Raw genomic sequence first — 20,803 nt, forward strand, 5'->3', positions numbered from 1 at the left:
AACCCGATGACCTGGACGGCCCCCGAGGCGAAGATCGTGGACGGGTCGACCGCGGCCGACGAACGCACCATGCTCGCTGGTTACCTGGACTGGCACCGCAGCGTCCTGCTGCACAAATGCGCCGGCCTGACCGGTGAGCAGCTGGCGAAGCAGAGCGTGGAGCCGTCGAGGCTGTCGCTGCTCGGGCTGATCCGGCATATGGCGAAGGTCGAGCGGATCTGGTTCCGCGAGCGGTTCGCGGGCCTGCCCGTCGAACGGCTGCACAAGGGCACCGACACGGACTTCGACCAGGTGGATCCGGCGCGGGCGGCTGAGGAATACGCGCAGCTGCTCGAGGAGCGACGGCTCGCGGACGAGGTTGCCGCGAAGGCCGAGCTGGACGACACCTTCACGTACGACGGCGAAGTGTTCTCCCTGCGCTTCGTCTACCTGCACCTGATCCAGGAGTACGCGCGCCACAACGGGCACGCCGACCTGGTGCGCGAGCGTGTCGACGGGGTCACCGGCGATTGAGCAAGCGACGCAGGCCCGGCCGGCCGGTTCCGGGCGAGTATCCGGTCCGCTTCGGCACCGCTGAGCTGCGCGCCGACGCCGACCGGCCGGGTGGGTGGCTGGTGAGTGTGGACGGCATCGCACAGTCCTATGTGGACCTCGACGACCCGGCGCACCTCGAATTCGATTACGTGCGGCGGATGGGCGATCTCATCGACTGCCTCGGCCCGGGGCCGCTCGACGTACTGCATCTCGGTGGAGCCGGGTGCACGTTGCCGCGGTACGTGGCGGCGACGCGACCCGGTTCGCGGCAGCTGGTCTTCGACGCGGACGGCGAACTGATCGAACTGGTGCGTGCGCATCTGGATCTGCGTGCTGTGCCGAAACTCCGGGTCCGGATCAGCGACGGGCGCGAAGGCGTGGCGACGCGGTACGACGATTCCGCGGATCTGCTCATCGCCGACGTTTTCGAGCGGGCGAGTATGCCCGGCGGGCTCGCGACCGTCGAATTCACCAGGGATGTCGCGCGCGTGCTGCGGTCGACGGGCACCTATCTGATCAATATCGCGGACGGCCCCGGGCTCGTTTTTTCGCGCCGGGTCGCGGCCACGGTCGCGTCCGTTTTCCCGCACGCTTTACTGCTTGCGGAACCGGGTGTGTTGCGCGGACGGCGGTTCGGGAATGTCGTACTGGCCGCGGCGAAGCACGAACTGCCGGTGCAAGCCGTCACGGCGCGGGCGGCGTCGGCGGCCTTCCCGGCCCGATGCGTTGCGGAGGCTGACTTCCGCTCGTTCTACGGGCGCGCCAAACCGTTGACCGACGAGGCGCCGATGACCGCACCGAAGCCTCCGCGCGGTTCGTTCAGCTAACCCAGCAGTTCCCGGAAACGGTCGGTGGACACGTTGCCGCCGGAGATGATCACGCCGATCCGCTTGCCCGGCAAGGAAATCCGGCCCTGCAGCAACACGGCGACGCCGACCGCGCCACTGGGTTCGACCACGATCTTCATCCGGTCGAACAGGAATCGCATGGCCTCGACGATCTCCTCGTCGGTCACGGTCACGACCTCGGAAACCAGTTTCCGGTTGATCGGGAAGGTGAGCTCGCCGGGAGTCCACACGGCGAGCCCGTCCGCGATCGTGCGTGGCGCGTCGAGGCTGACGCGTTCGCCCGCAGCCAGGGAGAGCTGGGTGTCGTTGGCAGTACTGGGTTCCACGCCGATCATGGTGATGCCCGGCTGCAGCGAAGTCGCCGCGACCGCACTGCCCGCCATGAGCCCGCCACCGCTCATCGGGACGGCGAGCGCGTCGAGTTCGCCCGCGTCTTCGAGCAGCTCCAGCGCCGCGGTGCCCTGGCCCGCCATGACATCCGGGTGGTCGTACGGCGGGATCAGGGTGGATCCTTGCTGCTGAGCCAATTCCTCGGCGAGGGTTTCCCGGTCGTCGGTGTAACGGTCGAACCGCTGCACCTCCGCGCCGTAGCCGAGCACTGCGTCCACTTTGGACTGCGGTGCGTCCTGCGGCATCAGGATCGTCGCCTTGGTGCCGAGCAGCGCGGCCGACAGGGCGATCGCCTGTGCGTGGTTTCCCGACGAGTGCGCACACACCCCGCGGGCCAGCGCGTCGGCGGACAAGCGCGACAGCGCGTTGTAGGCGCCGCGGAACTTGAAGGCGCCCATCCGCTGGAAGTTCTCGCATTTGAGCAGCACCTTGGCGCCGACCCGCTCGTCGAGGGTGCGGGAGGTCAGGATCGGGGTGCGGTGCGCGTGCCCGGAGATGCGGCCGGCCGCCGCCCGGATGTCGTCGAGATTCACCTTGACATTATGTCGAAAACTCAGACTGATCGTCTATCTCGTGCGAGCTGCGGCGGATCTGGTTCACTGTGCGGGCTATGCGACGAGTTCTGTTGACCCTAGGCGCGCTCGGGATGGTCGCGGCCTGTTCCGCCCCGCAGCAAAGCACACCCGCGTCGTCCTCCGCGCCGCCGCCGGCGACAACGGCCGTGCAGGTGCCACCCGAACCGAAGCCGACCGCCGGCGGGCCCTGCCCGTACCTGGAAACCTCCTTCGTCGCCGACGCGAACGGGCAGCACGTCTCCAAAGTCCAGACGTCGGCGGACAAACCGCATCCGACCTGCTTCTTCTGCGCACTGAGCGGGCAACTCCAGCTGACTGTGCGGATTTACGTCGGCGATGCCGCTGTCGCGAAGGCGCTGGTGGACCAGGCAGCGCCGGTGAACGCCAGTAACCCCGCCACAGATCCGGCCGGCTGGCAGGGCGGTTACGAACCCACCGACAGCGGCGCGGTCTACGCGGTTGCGAAAGGCGGGTCTGCCGTCGTCGTGACGACGAACCAGAAGCAGACCGTCAAGGCCAGAAGCGTTGCGAAGCAAACAATTTCCGCACTCGGGCTGTAAAAGCCGAGCGGCTGAAGTGTCCAATCGATCTTGTACTACGCTGACCTCCACCTGCGGCCGGGGAGGACCAGCACCCGATCGGCGTGCCAAGGGCCGCGGCGAGATCCGTGTACCTCGAAGTCAAAGAAGTAAGGACTACAGCAGTGGCTGACACCCTCAAGGAAATCCTGCTCGACTCCAGCAGGCGTCCGGCCGTCGTGACCGACCTGAACACCTTGGTCGACGAAGAGGTGGCGGACAAGGGCGGCGTCTCCGGTGCCGTGATCAAGACCGGTTTCGCCGCGGTCAAGAAGATCAAGCCGGGCATCATCGGTTCTGCCGTCGACAGCCTGCTGGACGACTTCACCGCGACCCTCGAGCCGTTCTACGCGGACTTCAAGGCCCAAGGCGGCGGCGACTTCGGCGCCTACCTGTCCGGCCGCGGTGACCAGGCGGCCGACGCGCTGCTCAGTGTCACGGACGCCCGCGCCGAGCGCAGCAGCCGCGACAGCATCAAGAAGGTCTACTCGAAGCTGCGCCCGAACGGCAAGAAGAACGTCGAGGAAGCGCTTCCCCGGCTCGGGCAGCTGATCAACAAGCACGCCGCTAACGCCTGACGGTAAGCGAAAACAGTTGAGGCCACCTCCGTGACGGAGGTGGCCTCAACTGGCTTTTGGCCTGCCCGCTAGTTGTTCTTCTGCTCGGCAGGAGAGGTCTTGGCGGCCTGCCCATTGGCCGACGGCGCGGACTCCGCCGGCTTCGGCGTGACTTGCGGCGGCTCCGTTGCCACCGGCGGCTCCTGCTTGCTGCGCAGCGCATACGCGACGCCGGCAGCAACCAGACCGGCCCCCAGCAGCCACGGCCAGCGGCGACGCTTGCGCTCGCCCTTGGCGGCTGCCTTCGCCTCGATCACCGCGGCCTTGAAGTCCTTCTTCGCGGTCTTGAACTCGCGCTTGGCCTTGCGCTTGGACTCGCCTGCCGATTTCGCGGCCTTGATGGCGGCCTTGCGGGCCTTGCGACCGGGCTTGCGCAGCTCGGCGAGCCTCGCGGCCGCCTCCTTGCGTGCCTCCTTGCCGGCGCGGGCCAGCTCCTTGCGCGACTGCTCGGACTTCTTGGCCAGCTCCTTGCGCGCCTTGCGGCCGCGCTTGCCTGCCTCTTTCCGGGCCTCTTCGGTGTTCTCGGCGAGCAGTTGCTCGGCCGCCTGCGCGGCGCGGGCGGTCGCCTCGGCACCCGCCTTACCAGCCTCTACGGCTCGGTTACGCAGGCCCAGCAAGCCGGTCTTGACCGACTCGCCGACCGAGTCTGCAGCTCGGGTCATGGCCTTCACCTCGTCAATCGTTCGGACTACCGTTGTTTCCCTGTTACCTATCCTGCCCGTTTCCGCCGGATCCCGCTGCGGATGGCACGATGAGTCTCGTGACTGAGAGCAATGAATCCCCCGTTGGTGCGAAGTCGGCCGCCGTGCTGCACACCAACCACGGTGACATCCGGCTGAACCTCTTCCCTGATCACGCCCCCAAGACGGTGGCCAACTTCGTGGGCCTTGCCGAAGGGACGAAAGAGTACACCCAGCCCAACGCGAAGGGCGAGAAGTCGGGGCCGTTCTACGACGGCTCGGTCTTCCACCGGGTCATCTCCGGCTTCATGGTCCAGGGCGGTGACCCGACGGGCACCGGCCGCGGTGGCCCGGGCTACCGCTTCGGCGACGAGTTCCACCCGGAACTGCAGTTCAACCGGCCTTACCTGCTGGCGATGGCGAACGCTGGCCCCGGCACCAACGGTTCGCAGTTCTTCATCACCGTCGCGCCGACCACCCACCTCAACTTCAAGCACACGATCTTCGGCGAGGTGGCCGACCAGGACTCGCAGAACGTGGTCGACACGATCGCCAACATCGCCACCGGCGTCGGTGACCGTCCGCTCGAGGACGTGGTCATCGAGAAGATCGACATCGAGCGCTGAGACCCCGGCGGAATCTGAGGCTAGCCTGGAAGCACTGTGAACCAGCCGCCCAATCCCCAGACCCCGCCGACCTCCGCGTTGCCCGGCTGCTGGTGGCATCCCACCCGGCAGACCGGTCTGACCTGCGTCCGCTGCGGCCGGCCCGCATGCCCGGACTGCCTGCGTGAGGCGTCCGTCGGTGCCCAGTGCATCGATTGCGTGCAGGCCGGCCGTCAGCAGGCGCAGACGCAACAGCGCCAGTACCGCTCGTCGGGGCTCGGCGCGCGCACCGTCGCGGGCGCCAAGCTGTCGAACAGCCTGGTGGTCACGCCCACGCTCATCGCGCTGAACATCGTTGTGTATGCGTACACGGCGTTTCAAGCGAAGAGCTTTACCGACAACCAAACCGCGAAGTTGTTCGGGGACTGGGTGTTGTGGCCGCGGGCGGTGGCGGGTGAGAGCGAGTGGTGGCGGCTGTTCACCTCGGGCTTCCTGCACTACGGGCCGATCCACCTCGCGGTGAACATGTTCTCGCTCTGGATTCTGGGGCGGGACATGGAAGTTCTGCTCGGTAAGGTCCGCTTCGCCGCCGTCTACGTGCTGGCGCTGATCGGCGGCGGGGTGTCGGTCTTCCTCCTCGACGATTCGAACCGTGCGACAGCGGGCGCGTCGGGGGCGATTTACGGTGTGCTGGGCGGAATTCTGGTCGCGGTGATCCGGCTGCGGCTCAACCCGGCCCCGGCGATCGGCACCATCGTGCTGAACCTGATCATCTCCGTTTCGATCCCTGGCATCTCCCTGCTGGGCCACCTCGGCGGGCTCGTCGTGGGCGCGCTCGTCACCGCGGCGATGGTCTACGCGCCGACCAGGAACCGTGCCGTCTGGCAGTCGGTCGCGGCGGTGGTGGTGCTGGTCGCCTTGGTGGGGTTGTACTTCTACCGCGACTCGCAGCTGGCGGGCGTGACCTGCCAGTACCTCCAGGGCCAGTTGGTCTGCTCGCCGCCGACCGGTTAGTCCTGCAGACGAGCCAGTTCGTCGTGTACGTCGCGCGGGTCGGCGCCCAGTTCCAGCCAGCCGAACACGTACAGCCGCTCCCCGGCGGAGATCTCCAGCGTGGTGCTGTCGCGGGCCAGCCGGCGCGTCTTCCGCAGCGAGAGGTGCGCCTCGGCCCAGGGAAGCTCGTGGGCGCCGCTCAGCGTGCGTACGCGGACGCCCTGTGCGTCGGCCATCAGACGGGGCCGGATGAGCATTCCGTGCAGGGACAGCAGCACGAGTACGACCGTGGCGATGCCGAACAGCACGTCGCCGAGCCGGTCTTCGTAGAGCAGTGTCGCGGCCAGCGCGATGGCAGCCGCGAGCCAGCCCACGGCGACGAGAGCCGGTCTTGGCGCCCAGGTTACTGGGGAGTTATCCACAGGAGTTATCCACAATGGGGATGAGTCACACCGGTGTAATTCGCTGTCAATCGGCCGTTCGGAGTAACTACGTGAACAGTTCCCGAACTAGCGCCAGCGCATGGTCATCAGCAGGCCCGAGATCATCAACGCGAAGCCGATCGCGAAGTTCCAGTTGCCGAGATCGGCCATGAACCCGATCTTGTCCCCGGCGATGTAGTTGACCACCAGCCAGGCGAGGCCGACCAGCATCAGCCCGAACATCACGATCTTGTAGATCGGGTGCGACGGCCCGGCGGCGCGCACCTTGACCGGGGTGCGCCGGTCGGTAGGCGGGGTGTACGCCGTCTTCTTGCGAACCTTGGACTTGGGCATCGGAACCTCGCGTGTTCGGGTGACTCCTGGGGGACGCGCTGCCTCCTCGCGCGCATCCACCTCTCCGGACACACGTTAACGTAAGCGAGTACTGGAGAGGAGCGTGCGTGGCGATCCTGGAAGCGCCGCCGCCGGAACGATCTCGTGGCCGCGGCGGCAAGGTCGTGCGGACCATCGGCGAGCTGCTGATCACCGCGGGTCTCGTGGTGCTGCTGTTCGTTGTTTACGAGCTGTACGTGACCGACCTCTTTTCCGCGCAGAAGCAGGCCAGCGCCACGCAGGCGCTCGACAACGACTGGTCACAGGGCCGGGAGCTGCATCCCGAACTGGTCGACGGAAAGGCGTTCGCGAAGCTTTACATCCCCAGCTTCGGCGCCGACTACCACTTCACCATCCAGGAAGGCACCGACGCCGCGGCGCTGGAAGTCGGTCCCGGGCACTACAAGGGCACGGCGCTGCCGGGCGAGCCGGGCAACTTCGCGGTCGCCGGGCACCGGGTCGGCAAGGGCGCGCCGTTCAACGACCTCGACCTGCTCAACTCCTGCGACGCGATCGTGGTCGAGACGCAGACCGACTTCTTCGTGTACCGCGTGCTCCCGCATGAGGAAGAGGTCGCCGGCTGGGCCGACGGCAAGGGCAAACAGCCGCAGTGCTCGCACGTCGGCACGCTGCGCACGGACGCGGCGGACGGCGGCCCGTACGGCAGGACAGTGGGCCGCGAAGTGGTGCTGCCGACGCAAGGTGACGTCGTCGCTCCGGTGCCGCACCAGCCCGCCGACGTGCTGCCGGTCGCGCAGCAGGTGGCCCTGCTGACGCTGACCACCTGCCACCCGCAGTTTTCGGACAAACAACGGCTGATCGTGCACGCGGTGCTCACCAACCAGTACCCGAAGACGCCCGGCGCGACCTACGCCCAGCTGCTGCAAGCGATCGGGGAGGGCTGATGTACGCGTGGGTCTGGCGCCACCTGCCGGGACCGGTGGCCGCGAAACTGCTGATCGCCGTGGTGCTGGTGCTGGCGGTGGTCGCGCTGCTGTTGTTCGTCGTCTTCCCCTGGCTGGACCCGATGCTGCCGTTCAACCAGGTCTCGGTGACGAACTAGTCCTCGCGGCTGACGCGGACCATCTCTTCGCGTTCGACGACCTTCACGCGCTCGCGGCCGTGCGGTTTGCCGAGGGAGCGTTCGTGCGCGTCGAGCTTGCCCCAGCCTTCCCAGGTGGTGAACGGGACGCCGCGCTCGGCCAGGAAGCCGAGGATCGCGTCCGGGTCGCTCTGCTTCGGCTCGGCGGGGGCATCGGCGAGCAGGTTGGCCACCGTCTCCGCCGCGTCGCCCTTCGTGTGCCCGATCAGGCCGACCGGGCCGCGCTTGATCCAGCCCGTGACGTAGACGCCCGGCAGCTGGTTCTCGTCGATGTCCAGCACCCGGCCGCCGGCGTTGGGCACCGTGCCGGTGTGGTGGTCGAACGGAACCTCGGCGAGCGGTGAAGACAGGTAACCGACCGCGCGGTACACGGCCTGCACGTCCCAGTCGTGGAATTCGCCGGTGCCACGGACGTTCCCGTCGCCGGTCAGCTCGGTGCGCTCGGTCCGCAGCCCGGTCACGCGATCGGTGCCGAGCACCTCGGTCGGCGAGTGGAAGAAATGCAGGTGCAGCCGCTTCGGGCGGTCGCCATGGTCGCGGATCGCCCACTCCTGCACGGTTTTCACCACCATGTCGACCTGCTTCGAGCCGCGGATCGCGGCCATCGAACCCTCGTCGAACTCGATGTCCTCCGGGTCGACGAGCACCTCGACGTTCGGCGAGTGGTCGAGCTCGCGCAGCTCCATCGGCGTGAACTTGGCCTGCGCCGGGCCGCGGCGGCCGAACACGTGCACGTCGGTGACCGGGCTGGCCTGGAGACCGTCGTAGACGTTCGGCGGGATGTCGGTGGTCAGCAGCTCGTCCGCGGTCTTGGCGAGAATGCGGGCGACGTCGAGCGCCACGTTCCCGACGCCGAGCACGGCGACGCTCGTCGCGTCCAGCGGCCAGGTGCGGGGCACGTCGGGATGCCCGTCGTACCAGGACACGAAATCGGCGGCGCCGTGGCTGCCGGGCAGGTCGACGCCGGGGATGTCCAGCGTGCGGTCGCTCATCGCGCCGGTGGCGAAGATGATGGCGTCGTAGAACTCGCGCAGGTCGTCGAGCTTGATGTCGGTGCCGTAGTCGATGTTGCCGAGCAAGCGGATGCCCGGGCGGTCGAGCACCTTGTGCAGGGCGGTGACGATGCCCTTGATGCGCGGGTGATCGGGCGCGACGCCGTACCGGATCAGGCCGAACGGCGCCGGCAAGCGTTCGAAGAGGTCCACGTTGACCTGCACGTCGGACTTGTCGAGGAGGTCGGCGGCATAGATACCGGCGGGGCCGGCACCGACGATGGCAACGCGTAAGCTCACGCTTCCACGGTAAAGTGAGGTGACCCTAACTTTCACTGTGATATGGAGTACCGTCCACGATCTGGACATCGGTATCGTGGCCTGCATGCGCGTTCTCGTCGTCGACAACTACGACAGCTTCGTCTACAACCTGGTGCAGTATCTGGCGCAGCTCGGCGCCGACTGCACGGTGTGGCGCAACGATGTCGTGGACATCGAGCGCGTCACCGAGTTCGACGGCGTGCTCGTTTCGCCCGGCCCCGGCACGCCGGAGCGCGCGGGCCAGAGCATCGACGTGGTGCGCCGCTGTGCGGACACTCACACGCCGGTGCTCGGCGTCTGCCTCGGTCATCAGGCGATCGGCGTGGCCTGGGGCGCGACGGTGGATCGTGCGCCGGAGCTGTTGCACGGCAAGACCAGCCAGGTGCGGCACCAGGGCGCCGGGGTGCTGGCCGGGCTGCCCGATCCGTTCACGGCCACCCGCTACCACTCGCTGACCGTGCTGCCGGAGACGATCCCGGCCGAGTTCGAGGTCACCGCGCGGACGGAATCCGGTGTGGTGATGGGCATGCGGCATCGCGAGCTGCCGGTCGAAGGCGTGCAGTTTCACCCTGAGTCGGTGCTCACCGAGCGCGGGCACCGGATGCTGGCCAACTGGATGGCAGGCGCCGGGCATCCCGTCGCGGAGTCCACTGTGGACGGTTTGGTGGCTCAGGTCGAGGCGTTGCAGAAGGCCGCGGTTGCGTGACAGCGCTGCTCCGGCTCCACGGGGTCGGTAAGCGCTACGGACGGGGTCCTGCCGTGCTCGACGGCGTGCACCTCGAGGTCGAAGCCGGGCAGGTGCTCGGCGTGGTCGGGGCGAACGGCTCCGGAAAGTCGACCCTGCTGCGCATTCTCGCCGGGATCTCCCGCCCGACGGCCGGCGCGGTCACCGGCTCACCGTCGATCGGGTACGTGCCCGACAGGTTCCCGGCGGCCACCCGGATGAGCGCGCTGGGCTACCTGCGTCACCTCGGCCGGATCGATGGTCTGTCCACTGTGGACGAAGTAGCGGTGGAACTGCTGGAGCGGCTGGCGCTCGCAGGCGGGCCGAAGGCGCCGATCCGACAGCTGTCCAAGGGAAACGCGCAGAAGGTCGCGCTGGCTCAGGCATTGCTGGGCGAACCCGAGCTGCTGGTGCTGGACGAACCCTGGTCCGGGCTGGACCCCGCCGCACACGGTGTGCTCGGCGAACTGATCACCGAGACCAGGGAACGTGGTGCCGCGGTGGTATTCACCGCGCACCGCGAGGACGTGGCACACGAGCATGCGTCGCGGGTGCTGCGGATGTCGGAGGGAAAACTCCGTGCCACCGACACGGTCGCGGAACCCGGTCCCTGCGCGCAGATCCGGTTGCGTGGCCCCGGTTCCGGCGACTGGTCGAGCGAGCCCGGCCTGGTCCGTGCGACGGCGAACGGCGAGCACGTGGACCTGACCGTCGCGGCGGCGCGCTCCGACGCGATCCTGTTGACCGCCTTGCGCCGCGGCTGGTCCGTGGTCGCCGTGGACACCCCGGTGGCGAGATGACCCGGTACCAACTGGCTCTGCTCCTGCACTCCCAGCGCTATCTGCCGCCGTTGCTGGCCTACCTGCTTGTGCTGGGCATCCTCTACACCGACGTCGGCAGCCTGCCGATGCCCGAACTCGCGGTGAGCGCGGGCGGGCTGACCGTCGTGACCTGCTGGCTGACGATCGCCCTTGTCGACGCGGAAGATCCGGTGCAGCGGCTGATCACCCTGGTGCACGCGCGCCGGATGCCGAAACTGCTGACCGGTGTCGTCGCCGCCGTGCTGGGGGTCGGCCTCGTGGCGGCGGTCGGTTCGCTGGTGTGGTCGTCGATCGAACACCGCGGGCTTTCGGCCGGCGTGCTCGGGCTCGGACTGCTGGCGCATCTCGCGTGCGCCTGCACCGGGATCGCGATCGGCCTGCCCTCTTCGCGGCTGGTGTTGCCGCACATCGGATACACGGTGCTGGCGGCATTGGCCGCGTTGATCGCCGTGCTGCTGATCCGCTGGCTCCCGCTGATCAACCCGATGCTGCGCGCCATGACGGTGCACGGATCCGTGCGCGGGTCCGTACTGTTGTGCTTCGTCGTTTCGGCTGTCGTTCTCTTGCTGAGCGCCACGGCCGTCGGCCTGGTTTACCGGCGCCGCAACTGAAAAAGGGCCAGGGCTTGGCAGCCCTGGCCCTTCCCGGTTCAGCCTCCGGGGAATCCGATCACCCCGCTGGTCGACGTCGGCGGTGACGTCGTGGTACTGCCGCCGCTACCGCTGCGTTCCCCGATGATCAGGGTGACCGTCTGGTTCTTGGCGATCTGCGTGCCCGCCGACGGCGAGGTCTGCTGCACGATCCCGTCCTGATCCCGGTCGGTCACCTTGGTGGCCTGGTAGTTGACCTGCCCGTCCCAGCCGGCGGCGGTCAGCGCGGCCATCGCGTCTTCCTGGGTCTTGCCAACCAGGTTCGGCATGGTGATCTGCTGCTGCGAACCGTCGGACACGTACACGGTGACCGTGCTGCCCTCCGGCTGCTGGCCGGCGTTCGGCTTCTGGTTCACCACCGTGCCTTCGGGCTCCGGCGAAGCCTGGGTCTGCTTGCTGACCCGGAAGCCCAGCGCCTTCAGGCCGGCCTCGGCCTCGGAGTACTGCTTACCCGTGTAGTCGGTGACCGTGACCATGTTCGGCGTCTTGCCGACGGTGATCTTCACCGTGGTGCCCTCATCGACCGTCGAGTTCGCGGCGACGCTCTGGTCCACGACCTTGCCGTACTGGTTCGGGTCGGTGACATCGGTCTCTTCGACGTTCGGGTCGAGGTACAGCCCGGCCTGCGTGAGCGCGGTCTGCGCGTCCTGCTGCGTTTTGCCGTTCAGCGCGGGCACGCTGACCTGCGCCGGCGCGGCGCCGACGCTGAGCTTGATCTCGGTGCCGGTGCTCACCGACGTGCCGCTGACCGGGTCGGTGGCCAGCACCTTGCCGACGTCATCGGGGTTCCGGCAGGCCGAAGTGCCGTTCTGCAGCATCTTGCAGGAGACCTGCACCGGGGTGACGTTGCTGAATCCCTTGTCCTTCAACGTCTGCAGCGCGATGGCCTGCTGCTGCCCGCGCACGTCCGGCACCGCGACCGTGGCCGGTTTGCTGTCGAACGCGCCCAGCAGCCACAGGATGAACGCGAGCAACCCCAGCCCGATGATCGAGAAGAGCGCGATCGTCCACGCGCGGCGCTTCTTCCGCCGGGCGGCGTCCTCCTCTTCGCTGCCCGCGTACTCGTCGTAGTCGGCGGCGTGCCCGGCCGGGCCACCGCCGTTGAGCACCTGGGTGCGCTCGTCCGCGGTCATCACCATCGGCGCGGAAGGCCGTTGCCCCGACAGCACGCGCACCATGTCCGAGCGCATCTCCGCGGCCGACTGGTACCGGTTCGCCGGACCCTTGGAAAGCGCTTTCAGCACGATGGCGTCCAACTCGGGGGAGACCGCCGGGTTCACCGTCGACGGCGCCTTCGGGTCCTCCCGCACGTGCTGGTAGGCCACCGCGACGGGCGAGTCACCCGTGAACGGCGGCTCCCCGGTGATGAGTTCGTAGAGCACGCAACCGGCCGCGTAGACGTCACTTCGCGCGTCCACGCCCTCGCCCCGCGCCTGCTCCGGCGAGAGGTACTGGGCCGTGCCGATCACCGCGGCCGTCTGCGTCATCGCGGCCTGGCCGTCGTGCATCGCACGCGCGATGCCGAAGTCCATCACCTTGACCGCACCGTGGTTGGTGATCATCACGTTGGCCGGCTTGACGTCGCGGTGCACGATCCCGTGCCGGTGCGAGAAGTCCAGCGCCGCGCAGACGTCGGCCATGACCTCCATCGCCCGCTTCTGCGACATCGGGCCTTCGGTCTTGACGATGTCCCGCAGCGTGCGGCCGCTGACGAACTCCATCACGATGTAGGGCAGTGGACCGTATTCGGTCTGCGCCTCGCCGGTGTCGTATACGGCCACGATCGCCGGGTGGTTGAGTGCCGCCGCGTTCTGCGCCTCGCGGCGGAAACGTTCCTGGAACTGCGGGTCACGGGCCAGATCGGCACGAAGGATCTTCACCGCGACCTCGCGCCCGAGCCGGACGTCGGTACCGTGGTGAACCTCGGACATGCCGCCGTAGCCGAGCGTGTCGCCCAGTTCGTAGCGGTTGGACAGCAGTCTGGGTGCGCTCATCGGGGAAAGCCGTTCCGTTCCGTCCAAGATTTGTTCATCATGCCCTGTACGTCGTTTGTTGGGTGGGAGGCGGTTGTTGTCTGCCCGGCAGGGTGTCGCTCGTGCCGATCCGGCCGCCCGGTGGCTGATTTTCGTCGTCCGATGAGCTCAGCAGCTTCGGCAGTACCAGCACGGCTGCCACGATCAGCCCGACGAACAACACGGCGAGCACCACCCACAACGCCGTCAGGTTCCGCCGCCGTGGGGGGACCGGCATCTGCAGGACACCGCTCGGGTGGCCCATCGGCGGCGGGGTTACCGGCTGCATCGCCGGATGGGACACCGGACCCACCGGGGTGATCGGGGCCGGCATCGGATTCGGTATCTGGTACGCCTGCACCAGCCCGGCCGGGGCGGGCAGCGGGTGGCCCGCGCGCACGGCCGCCGCGGCGGCGGCGAACTCGCCACCGTTGCCGTAGCGCTGCCGCGGGTCCTTGACGAGTGTCGCCTCGACCAGCGCGCGCACCCCTGGTGGCACGTCCGGCGGCAACGGCGGTGGCAGATCGCGGATGTGCATCATGGCGACCGTCACCGAATGCTCGGACAGGAACGGCCGGTACCCGGCAAGGCATTCGTAACCGCACACGGCGAGCGAGTACACATCGCTCGCCGGGCCGGCGTCGTGCCCCAGCGCCTGCTCGGGTGCGATGTAGTGCGCCGTGCCCATCACCATGCCCGACCTGGTGACCGGCGCGGCGTGCGCGGCCTTCGCGATCCCGAAGTCGGTCACCTTCACGGTGCCGGTCGGGGTGACCAGGATGTTGCCGGGCTTGATGTCGCGGTGCACCAGGCCACGCTCGTGCGCCGCCTGCAACGCGTTGCCCGCCTGCTCCAGGATGTCCAGCACCCTGTCCCCGGCCAGCCTGCCTTCGCGCGCGAGTATCCCCGCCAGCGGCTCGCCCTCGACGAGCTCCATGACCAGGTACGCGATCGAAGGCTCGTTCGCGTCGTTCGCTCCGGCGGTCGACTCACCGTAGTCGTGCACGGCCGCGATCCCGGGGTGGTTCAGTGAGGCCGTGGTGCGCGCCTCGGTGCGGAACCGGTGCAGGAACTCCGCGTCCCCGGACAGTTCCGCCTTGAGGATCTTCACCGCGACCGTGCGGTCCAACCGGGTATCACTGGCCTGCCAGACCTCGCCCATCCCACCGACGGCGATCCGGCTGACCAAGCGGTAGCGATCCGCCACCAGCTGACCCGTGGACAGCATCCGCTACCCACCCCCGAGCTGGGCGTTGATCGCGGCACGGCCGATCTCGGCCGCCACCGTGCCACCGGTCGCCTCCAGGCCACGGTTACCACCGGACTCCACGATCACCGCGACGGCGATCTGCGGGTCGTCGGCAGGCGCGAACGCGGTGTACCACGCGTGCGGCGGGGTGCTCTTCGGGTCGCTGCCGTGCTCGGCGGTACCGGTCTTGGAGGCGATCTTGATGTTCGCCTTCTTGCCGCCACCGGCGGTGTTGGCCTCGGAGGCCTCCATCATCTGCTTGAGGATCTCCGCGTTCGCCGAAGACAGCGCCGCCTCACCGGTCAGCTCCTCCGGGGTGAAGCCCTCGAGATCGGACAGGTCCGGCGCGAGCAGCTTCTTCACCAGCTGCGGCTTCATCGCCATCCCGCCGTTGGCCACCGTCGCGGCCAGCAGCATGTCCTGCAACGGGGTCAGCCGGACGTCGCGCTGCCCGATGCCGGACTGGTACAGCGCGGCGGTCGAATCCAGGGCGCCGAGCCCGGAGGCGGCGACCTTCTGCGGGATGGTCAGGTCGGTCATGCCGATGCCGAAGTTCGCCGCCGTCTGCCGCAGCTTGTCCGCGCCGAGCTGACCGGCGAACGTCGCGAACGGGACGTTGCACGAGTGCGCCAGCGCGTCCTTGAACGTGGTGCCGGGGCACACTTCGCCGCCGTAGTTCTCCAGCGTGGTGCTCGTGCCGGGCAGGGTCACGTTCGGCGCGTTGCTCACCGGGGTGTCCGGGGTGGCGCCGTTCTGCAGTTCGGCGGCGGCCACGACCAGCTTGAACGTGGAACCCGGCGGGTAGGTCTCCGAGATCGCCCGGTTCAGCATCGGGTTCTTCGCGTCGTTGGCGTACTGGCTCCACGCCTGCTGCTGCGTCTGTCCGTCGTGGCTGGCGAGCGGGTTCGGGTCGTAGGAGGGGGTGGAGACCATCGCGAGGATCTCGCCGGTCTTCGGGTTCATCGCGACGACCGCGCCGGTGTAGCCCTTGGCCATCATCGCGTTGTAGGCCGCCTGCTGCACCGCCGGGTTGATGGTCAGCTGCACGTTGCCGCCGCGCGGATCGCGGCCGGTGACCATGTCCGACAGCCGGCGCACGAACAGCCGCGGGTCGGAACCGTTGAGGATGTCGTCCTCGGCGTTCTCCATGCCGGCCGAGCCGTAGCGCACGGAGTAGTAGCCGGTGACCGGGGCGTAGAGCGGGCCGTTGAGATAGCGGCGCTCGAACTTGAGCTTGTCGTCGGTCGGGGTGACGTCCGCCAGCACCTGGCCGTCGTACTGCGACACGATGCTGCCGCGCTGACGGGAGTATTCGTCCAGCAGCACCCGTTGGTTGCGCGAGTCCGTGCGGTAGCTGTCGGCCTTCACCACCTGGATGTAGGTGATGTTGGCCAGCAGCAGCACCACCATGACGAGCATGGCGATGCCGACGCGCCGCATGGGTTTGTTCACTGGGCACTCCCCGATTCGGTTCCGTCTGCCGGGGGCCGCTGCACCAGTACGGTGTGCGCCTCCGCCAGCGGGGCCTGCTGCTGTGGTGCCACCTTCGGCCGCGGCTTCTGCGCCGGGCGCCGTGCCGCGTCGGAGATTCGCAGCAGCAGTGCCACCAGGATGTAGTTGGCGAGCAGCGAGGAGCCGCCGTAGGACAGGAACGGGGTGGTGATGCCCGTCATCGGGATCAGCTTGGTCACCCCGCCGACGATCACGAAGACCTGCATCACGATCGCGAAGGAAAGACCGCAGCCGAGCAGTTTGCCGAACGTGTCGCGCACCGCGAGCGCGCTGCGCATGCCGCGGGTGGCCAGGATCAGGTACACCACCAGCAGCGCGGCCAGGCCGACGAAGCCCAGCTCCTCGCCGAGACCGGCGGTGATGAAGTCGGTGTTGGCCTCGGGCACGATCTCGGGCCTGCCCGAGCCGAGCCCGGTCCCGCCGACACCGCCGGTGCCGAGCCCGAACAGGCCCTGCGCGATCTGGTAACCGCCGCCCGGGTCGTAGTAGGTGGCCAGCGGGTCGACCCAGTTCGCCACGCGCTGCTCGACGTGCGTGAACAGCTTGTAGGCGATCAGGCAGCCGACCACGAAGAAGCCGAGCCCGGTGACCACCCAGATCGCGCGCTCCGTGGCCACATAGATCAGCACCAGCACGATGCCGAAGAACAGCAGCGAGGTGCCGAGGTCCTTCTCGAACACCAGGACCAGCAGGCAGACCGCGGCGGCGATGAGCAGCGGGCCGAGGTCGCGCGCGCGGGGCAGTTCGACGCCGAAGACCTTCCGGCCGGCGATCATGAACAGATCTCTTTTGGCCACAAGGAAAGCGGCGAAGAAGATCATCAGCAGGATCTTGGAGAACTCACCGGGCTGGATCGACAGGCCAGGCAGCTTCAGCCACACCTTCGCGCCGTTGACCTCGGACAGCGAACTGGGCAGCACCGCGGGCAGCGCCAGCGCGATGATGCCGATCAGCCCGCAGGTGTAGCCGTATCGGGTCAGCGTCCGGTGGTCCCTGACCCAGAACAGGACCGCGAGGAACAACGCCAGCGACAGCGCCGTGAAGAGGACCTGCCGGGGCGCCACCGAGGTGTAGTCGTCCCCGCTCTGCGTCGCCTTCTCGGTCAGTGCCAGGTCGATCCGGTAGATCATCACCAGGCCGATGCCGTTCAGCAACGCCACGCACGGCAGGATCAGCGGATCCGCGTACGGAGCCCAGCGTCGGACGGCCAGGTGCGCGATGCCGAACAATGCCAGATAGGCCAGCCCGTACCAGACGATGGAGAACGAGAGCTCCTGCTCCTGGTTGGCCTGTACCAGCACGAACGCGCAGGTGACGATGAACGCGGCGAACCCGAGCATGGCGAGCTCGGTGCCGCGCCGCGTCGGGAGCTCGCGCTGCGGGTTGCTCTGGTAGACCGCGGCGGCCGGGTCGGGCACGGACGGCTGGCTCATCAGCCACCGCCGCCGGTGGGGGGTGTAGTCGCGCAGTCCGCCGTCTGCCCGGTGGTCGGGATCGCCGGATCGGTGGTGGTGGTCTGCTGCGAACAGTCCTTGAGCGTCTTGTAGCGCAGGAAGTTGTTGATGTAGTCGCGGGCGGACTGCAGGCTGTCCTTCTTGACGCCGTTGCGGACCGCTGTCTGCGCGTCCTGCTGCAGCTGCGAAATCTTGAGCACGTCGCACATCGAGCTGCCGCTCGGGCACGAACCCTCGGCCTGCTGGTGCAACTGGATGCCCAGGATGCTGCCCGGCACCCCGCGGAACACCGCGACCTCGGAGTTCGCGCCTTCGCCGACGTAGTACTGACTGAGCACGAAATAGCGGGTGGCGATGCCGCCCGCGGCGAGCAACACGAGCACCAGGAAGATGCCGACGATCCATCGCCAGCGCTTGCGGCGCTTGGCCTTCGGGTCTGGCGGTGGTTCGGTGAGCTGCTGCGGCGGGGGAGGTGGGGGCGCCGTCAGCGCACGGGCCCGCGCCGCCGGCGAGTCGCCCTGGTGGTACTCGTCGCTGCCGTCCCCGGCCGCGCCGCCCACGATGGGGGCGTCCTCGCCGAAGTCGACGTCGACGACATCCGCGACCACGACCGTCACGTTGTCCGTGCCGCCGCCCTTGAGCGCCAGCTCGATCATCCGGTCCGCGCAGTCCTGCGGATCCGGGATCTGGATCGCCTCGGCCAGCGTCTCGTCGCTGACCATGCCGGACAGTCCGTCCGAACACAGCAGGAACCGGTCACCGGCGCGTGCTTCGCGCACCACCAGCGTCGGCTCGACCTCGTGCCCGGTAAGCGCTTTCAGCAACAGCGAGCGCTGCGGGTGCGTTGCCGCCTGGTCGGCGGTGATCCGGCCCTGCTCCAACAGTTCGTTGACGAAACTGTCGTCGCGGGTGATCTGGGTGAACTGGCCGTTGCGGAACTGGTAGGCCCGCGAATCGCCGACGTGCGCCATGCCCATCCGGGAACCGGAGAACAGCATCGCGGTCAGCGTCGTACCCATCCCGTCCAGGTCGGGATCGTTGGCGACCAGCTCGGAGATCGCCGCGTTGCCGCCGGCGACCGCGTCTCTGAGCATGGACAGCAGATCGTCGCCCGGCTCGTCGTCGTCGAGCGGGGCGAGGGAGGCAATGACGACTTTGCTGGCAACCTCACCGGCGGCGTGGCCGCCCATGCCGTCGGCGAGTGCGAGCAGGCGGGGTCCGGCGTATACCGAGTCCTGGTTACTGGAACGCACCAGGCCACGGTCACTGCGGGCCGCGTAGCGAAGGACGAGTGTCATGGGCGAAGCTCGATCACCGTCTTACCGATCCGGATGGGGACCCCCAGTGGAACTCGGAGGGGTGCAGTGACCTTAGCCCGGTCGAGGTAAGTCCCGTTTGTGGATCCCAGATCTTCCACGTACCAATCGGCTCCGCGCAGCGAGAGCCGTGCGTGCCGGGTCGAGGCGTAGTCATCGTCCAGCACCAGGGTCGAGTCGTCCGCCCTGCCCAGCGTGATCGGCCGTCCGTCCAGCGCGATCCGGGTTCCGGCGAGCGCGCCGTGCGTGACGATCAGCTGCCGGGGCGATTTCCCGCCCGTCTTCGGACGCTGCTTGTCCTTGTTCCGGCGCAGCCCGGGGACCGCCACCTTCAACCCGGAGGCGGCGTACAGGTCCGAACGCACCACCCGCAATGCGGCCAGCACGAACAGCCAGAGCAGCACGAGAAAGCCCACCCTGGTGAGTTGAACGACCAGCTCTGGCACTTGTTGTGTCAGCTCCCGCCTTCTCTGCTCCCAGCCCGCGACACGGTTCGCCACGGGATCCCGCAGGGTCATTCTGCGGGACTCGGGAAATCAGCTTCCCAGGGGCTCGGCCGAGCGCAACAAGTGGCTGGTCTGCTCAGCCCTGGGTGCGGAACACCAACGACGAATGACCCACGCGGATCACGTCTCCGTCGGCCAGCTGCCAGGTCTGCACGGGGGTGCCGTTGACCGTGGTGCCGTTCGTGGAGCCGATGTCCGCCAGGGTCGCGCTCTGGCCGTCCCAGGTGATCTCCAGGTGCCGGCGGGAGACGCCGGTGTCGGGCAGGCGGAAGTCGGCGTCCTGCCCGCGGCCGACGACGTTGCCGCCCTGCTTCAGCGAGTAGGTGCGGTTCGAGCCGTCGTCGAGCTGCAGGGTGGCCGCCAGCTGGCGGTTGCCGCCCTGTACGGCGGGCGGGGCGTAGCCCTGCTGTGCGTACGGGTCCTGGCCGGCGGGAGGCGCGTAGCCGGGCTGGCCGCCGTAGCCGCCGCCCGGGGGCTGGCCATAGCCCTGGTCGTACCCGGGCTGCCCGCCCTGGTCGTAACCCGGCTGGCCCGCGTAGCCGCCCTGCTCGTAGCCGCCCTGGGGAGGCTGACCGCCGTAGCCGCCCTGGTCATAGCCGCCCTGCTGTCCGTAGCCGCCCTGGTCGTAACCCGGCTGGCCACCGTAGCCGCCCTGGTCGTAACCGGGCTGGCCCTGCTGTCCGTAGCCGTACTGACCGCCATGCTGGCCGTACGGGTCACCCTGGTCGTATTGGCCGTAGCCGGGGGGCTGGCTCATTGCTGGGTCTCCTGCGTTGCTGGGTCGTGCTGGCCGTCCTGGACCCGAGACGCCCTTCGGGGTGACGTCCGGGTCGACGGATGAACGGATCTTGAATTGTCCAGTATGCAGCGCCTCGTTGCGCTCGAGCGAGACTACGACGTCACCATAGGTGTCCCAGACGTGCTCGGCGAGGTGCTGCCGTACTGCTTCCGTGAGCGCCCCAGTGACTCGCTGTTCATCGCCGGCCATCCGGTCATGGTCGGTCGGCCCCAAAGACACCACATAGTGATTCGGGGCGAGCAGCCTGCCACCGGCCAGCTCACGAACGTTCTCCTCGCTCTCCCGCTCCAGGGCGGTGGCCACCTCCTGGGTGACCACATTGCCTCCGAACATCCGCGCGAAGGTGTTACCTACCAGGCTCTCCAGGCGCCGATCAAACCGTTCAACTCGGCCCACCGGGTGTTGCCGCCTCCTTCGCGCGTGTGCTTTCGCATCCGATCCTATCGGGATCCGGGCCCGCTGACACCGACCCCGCAAAAACCGCCCGAAGGGGCCTGATAGGCTTTGCTGGCTGTCAAAGTTACTCGGGCGAGTGGCGGAATGGCAGACGCGCACGGTTCAGGTCCGTGTGTCCGTAAGGACGTGAGGGTTCAACTCCCTCCTCGCCCACCGGAATGAGGCCCCCTGGTTCGCCAGGGGGCCTTTTCTCGTGGGGCTCGTCACAGCTGGACCGCTCTGGGGTGCGGTGGGCAGCGGTACCTTCGGGTCGG

At 68.2% G+C, this 20,803-nt stretch carries 23 protein-coding genes and 1 tRNA gene; 12 read left to right on the forward strand and 12 right to left on the reverse strand.

Translation table 11 applies throughout. The annotated features are described in order from the left end of the window. The first annotated feature begins 6 nt into the window (after positions 1 to 6). Both VHD82_RS07720 and VHD82_RS07725 read left to right on the forward strand, forming a co-directional pair. Complete coding sequence (locus tag VHD82_RS07720) at positions 7 to 513, forward strand: DinB family protein (RefSeq protein WP_325698659.1); 507 nt, start codon at positions 7 to 9, stop codon at positions 511 to 513. Continuing rightward, entirely contained in the window at positions 510 to 1,361 is an 852-nt protein-coding gene (locus VHD82_RS07725) for a fused MFS/spermidine synthase (protein ID WP_325698662.1), read from the forward strand. Before VHD82_RS07720 ends, VHD82_RS07725 begins: the two co-directional genes overlap by 4 nt. Here the strand turns inward: VHD82_RS07725 and VHD82_RS07730 are convergent. Beyond that, positions 1,358 to 2,305, reverse strand: a complete 948-nt coding sequence (locus VHD82_RS07730; RefSeq protein ID WP_325698665.1) for a threo-3-hydroxy-L-aspartate ammonia-lyase — start codon at positions 2,303 to 2,305, stop codon at positions 1,358 to 1,360. The two genes, VHD82_RS07725 and VHD82_RS07730, sit on opposite strands and share 4 nt — an antisense overlap. A gap of 77 nt (positions 2,306 to 2,382) precedes the next feature. On the opposite strand from VHD82_RS07730, the gene VHD82_RS07735 reads away from it, so the two are divergent. Both VHD82_RS07735 and VHD82_RS07740 read left to right on the forward strand, forming a co-directional pair. Next, positions 2,383 to 2,907 (forward strand): DUF2020 domain-containing protein, encoded by a 525-nt coding sequence (locus VHD82_RS07735; RefSeq protein ID WP_325698668.1) that lies wholly within the window; start codon positions 2,383 to 2,385, stop codon positions 2,905 to 2,907. 143 nt (positions 2,908 to 3,050) lie between these two features. Beyond that, positions 3,051 to 3,503, forward strand: coding sequence for a DUF6918 family protein (locus VHD82_RS07740; RefSeq protein WP_325698671.1), 453 nt, complete (start codon positions 3,051 to 3,053; stop codon positions 3,501 to 3,503). A 68-nt stretch (positions 3,504 to 3,571) separates the two neighbouring features. Here VHD82_RS07740 and VHD82_RS07745 read toward each other — a convergent pair whose 3' ends face one another. Beyond that, positions 3,572 to 4,204 (reverse strand): hypothetical protein, encoded by a 633-nt coding sequence (locus VHD82_RS07745; protein ID WP_325698674.1) that lies wholly within the window; start codon positions 4,202 to 4,204, stop codon positions 3,572 to 3,574. Positions 4,205 to 4,293: 89 nt separating this feature from the next. Here VHD82_RS07745 and VHD82_RS07750 point away from each other — a divergent pair, with 89 nt between their 5' ends. Continuing rightward, positions 4,294 to 4,848 carry a peptidylprolyl isomerase gene (locus VHD82_RS07750; protein ID WP_325698677.1) on the forward strand — a complete coding sequence of 185 codons (555 nt, stop codon included), beginning with the start codon at positions 4,294 to 4,296 and terminating at the stop codon, positions 4,846 to 4,848. A gap of 36 nt (positions 4,849 to 4,884) precedes the next feature. Then, the gene (locus VHD82_RS07755; protein WP_325698680.1) at positions 4,885 to 5,841 is read left to right on the forward strand and encodes a rhomboid family intramembrane serine protease; all 957 of its coding nucleotides are present in this window, start codon (positions 4,885 to 4,887) and stop codon (positions 5,839 to 5,841) included. On the opposite strand, the gene VHD82_RS07760 is transcribed toward VHD82_RS07755, so the two are convergent. Further along, positions 5,838 to 6,194, reverse strand: coding sequence for a PH domain-containing protein (locus tag VHD82_RS07760; protein ID WP_325698683.1), 357 nt, complete (start codon positions 6,192 to 6,194; stop codon positions 5,838 to 5,840). The two genes, VHD82_RS07755 and VHD82_RS07760, sit on opposite strands and share 4 nt — an antisense overlap. Before the next feature lie 135 nt (positions 6,195 to 6,329). Continuing rightward, on the reverse strand, positions 6,330 to 6,596 hold the full coding sequence (crgA, locus tag VHD82_RS07765) for a cell division protein CrgA (RefSeq protein WP_325698686.1): 267 nt from the start codon (positions 6,594 to 6,596) through the stop codon (positions 6,330 to 6,332). 107 nt (positions 6,597 to 6,703) lie between these two features. Here crgA and VHD82_RS07770 point away from each other — a divergent pair, with 107 nt between their 5' ends. Together VHD82_RS07770 and VHD82_RS07775 are read left to right on the forward strand one after the other, a co-directional pair. Further along, positions 6,704 to 7,540, forward strand: a complete 837-nt coding sequence (locus VHD82_RS07770; protein WP_325698689.1) for a class E sortase — start codon at positions 6,704 to 6,706, stop codon at positions 7,538 to 7,540. Beyond that, positions 7,540 to 7,698: a hypothetical protein gene (locus tag VHD82_RS07775; protein WP_325698692.1), complete on the forward strand. Its 159-nt coding sequence runs from the start codon at positions 7,540 to 7,542 to the stop codon at positions 7,696 to 7,698. The genes VHD82_RS07770 and VHD82_RS07775 overlap by 1 nt, the downstream gene beginning before the upstream one ends. On the opposite strand, the gene VHD82_RS07780 is transcribed toward VHD82_RS07775, so the two are convergent. Continuing rightward, positions 7,695 to 9,011, reverse strand: coding sequence for an FAD-dependent oxidoreductase (locus tag VHD82_RS07780; RefSeq protein WP_414637472.1), 1,317 nt, complete (start codon positions 9,009 to 9,011; stop codon positions 7,695 to 7,697). The genes VHD82_RS07775 and VHD82_RS07780 overlap by 4 nt on opposite strands. Before the next feature lie 103 nt (positions 9,012 to 9,114). On the opposite strand from VHD82_RS07780, the gene VHD82_RS07785 reads away from it, so the two are divergent. Genes VHD82_RS07785 through VHD82_RS07795 form a run of 3 tightly spaced genes read left to right on the forward strand, consistent with a single transcriptional unit; the run spans position 9,115 to position 11,206 of the window. Beyond that, positions 9,115 to 9,756: an aminodeoxychorismate/anthranilate synthase component II gene (locus VHD82_RS07785; protein ID WP_325698698.1), complete on the forward strand. Its 642-nt coding sequence runs from the start codon at positions 9,115 to 9,117 to the stop codon at positions 9,754 to 9,756. Next, positions 9,753 to 10,574: an ABC transporter ATP-binding protein gene (locus tag VHD82_RS07790; RefSeq protein ID WP_414637470.1), complete on the forward strand. Its 822-nt coding sequence runs from the start codon at positions 9,753 to 9,755 to the stop codon at positions 10,572 to 10,574. Before VHD82_RS07785 ends, VHD82_RS07790 begins: the two co-directional genes overlap by 4 nt. Next, complete coding sequence (locus tag VHD82_RS07795; protein WP_325698701.1) at positions 10,571 to 11,206, forward strand: hypothetical protein; 636 nt, start codon at positions 10,571 to 10,573, stop codon at positions 11,204 to 11,206. The genes VHD82_RS07790 and VHD82_RS07795 overlap by 4 nt, the downstream gene beginning before the upstream one ends. A 38-nt stretch (positions 11,207 to 11,244) precedes the next feature. Here VHD82_RS07795 and pknB read toward each other — a convergent pair whose 3' ends face one another. The 7 genes from pknB to VHD82_RS07830 all read right to left on the reverse strand — a co-directional run bounded on the left by pknB (position 11,245) and on the right by VHD82_RS07830 (position 20,489). After that, a complete protein-coding gene (gene pknB / locus VHD82_RS07800; RefSeq protein WP_325698708.1) occupies positions 11,245 to 13,239 on the reverse strand; it encodes a Stk1 family PASTA domain-containing Ser/Thr kinase in 1,995 nt (664 codons plus the stop codon). A gap of 37 nt (positions 13,240 to 13,276) precedes the next feature. Further along, entirely contained in the window at positions 13,277 to 14,485 is a 1,209-nt protein-coding gene (locus VHD82_RS07805) for a serine/threonine-protein kinase (RefSeq protein ID WP_325698711.1), read from the reverse strand. 3 nt (positions 14,486 to 14,488) lie between these two features. Then, entirely contained in the window at positions 14,489 to 15,958 is a 1,470-nt protein-coding gene (locus tag VHD82_RS07810) for a penicillin-binding protein 2 (RefSeq protein ID WP_325698714.1), read from the reverse strand. After that, on the reverse strand, positions 15,955 to 17,451 hold the full coding sequence (locus VHD82_RS07815) for an FtsW/RodA/SpoVE family cell cycle protein (RefSeq protein ID WP_325698718.1): 1,497 nt from the start codon (positions 17,449 to 17,451) through the stop codon (positions 15,955 to 15,957). Before VHD82_RS07815 ends, VHD82_RS07810 begins: the two co-directional genes overlap by 4 nt. Further along, positions 17,451 to 18,770: a PP2C family protein-serine/threonine phosphatase gene (locus tag VHD82_RS07820; protein WP_325698721.1), complete on the reverse strand. Its 1,320-nt coding sequence runs from the start codon at positions 18,768 to 18,770 to the stop codon at positions 17,451 to 17,453. The genes VHD82_RS07815 and VHD82_RS07820 overlap by 1 nt, the downstream gene beginning before the upstream one ends. Next, complete coding sequence (locus VHD82_RS07825; protein ID WP_325698820.1) at positions 18,767 to 19,234, reverse strand: FHA domain-containing protein FhaB/FipA; 468 nt, start codon at positions 19,232 to 19,234, stop codon at positions 18,767 to 18,769. Before VHD82_RS07825 ends, VHD82_RS07820 begins: the two co-directional genes overlap by 4 nt. A gap of 136 nt (positions 19,235 to 19,370) precedes the next feature. Beyond that, the gene (locus VHD82_RS07830; RefSeq protein WP_325698724.1) at positions 19,371 to 20,489 is read right to left on the reverse strand and encodes a DUF3662 and FHA domain-containing protein; all 1,119 of its coding nucleotides are present in this window, start codon (positions 20,487 to 20,489) and stop codon (positions 19,371 to 19,373) included. A gap of 130 nt (positions 20,490 to 20,619) precedes the next feature. On the opposite strand from VHD82_RS07830, the gene VHD82_RS07835 reads away from it, so the two are divergent. Further along, a tRNA-Leu gene (locus tag VHD82_RS07835) sits at positions 20,620 to 20,702 on the forward strand. Positions 20,703 to 20,803: the final 101 nt, after the last annotated feature.

The organism is Amycolatopsis sp., from assembly GCF_035546795.1.
Taxonomy (GTDB): domain Bacteria; phylum Actinomycetota; class Actinomycetes; order Mycobacteriales; family Pseudonocardiaceae; genus Amycolatopsis_E.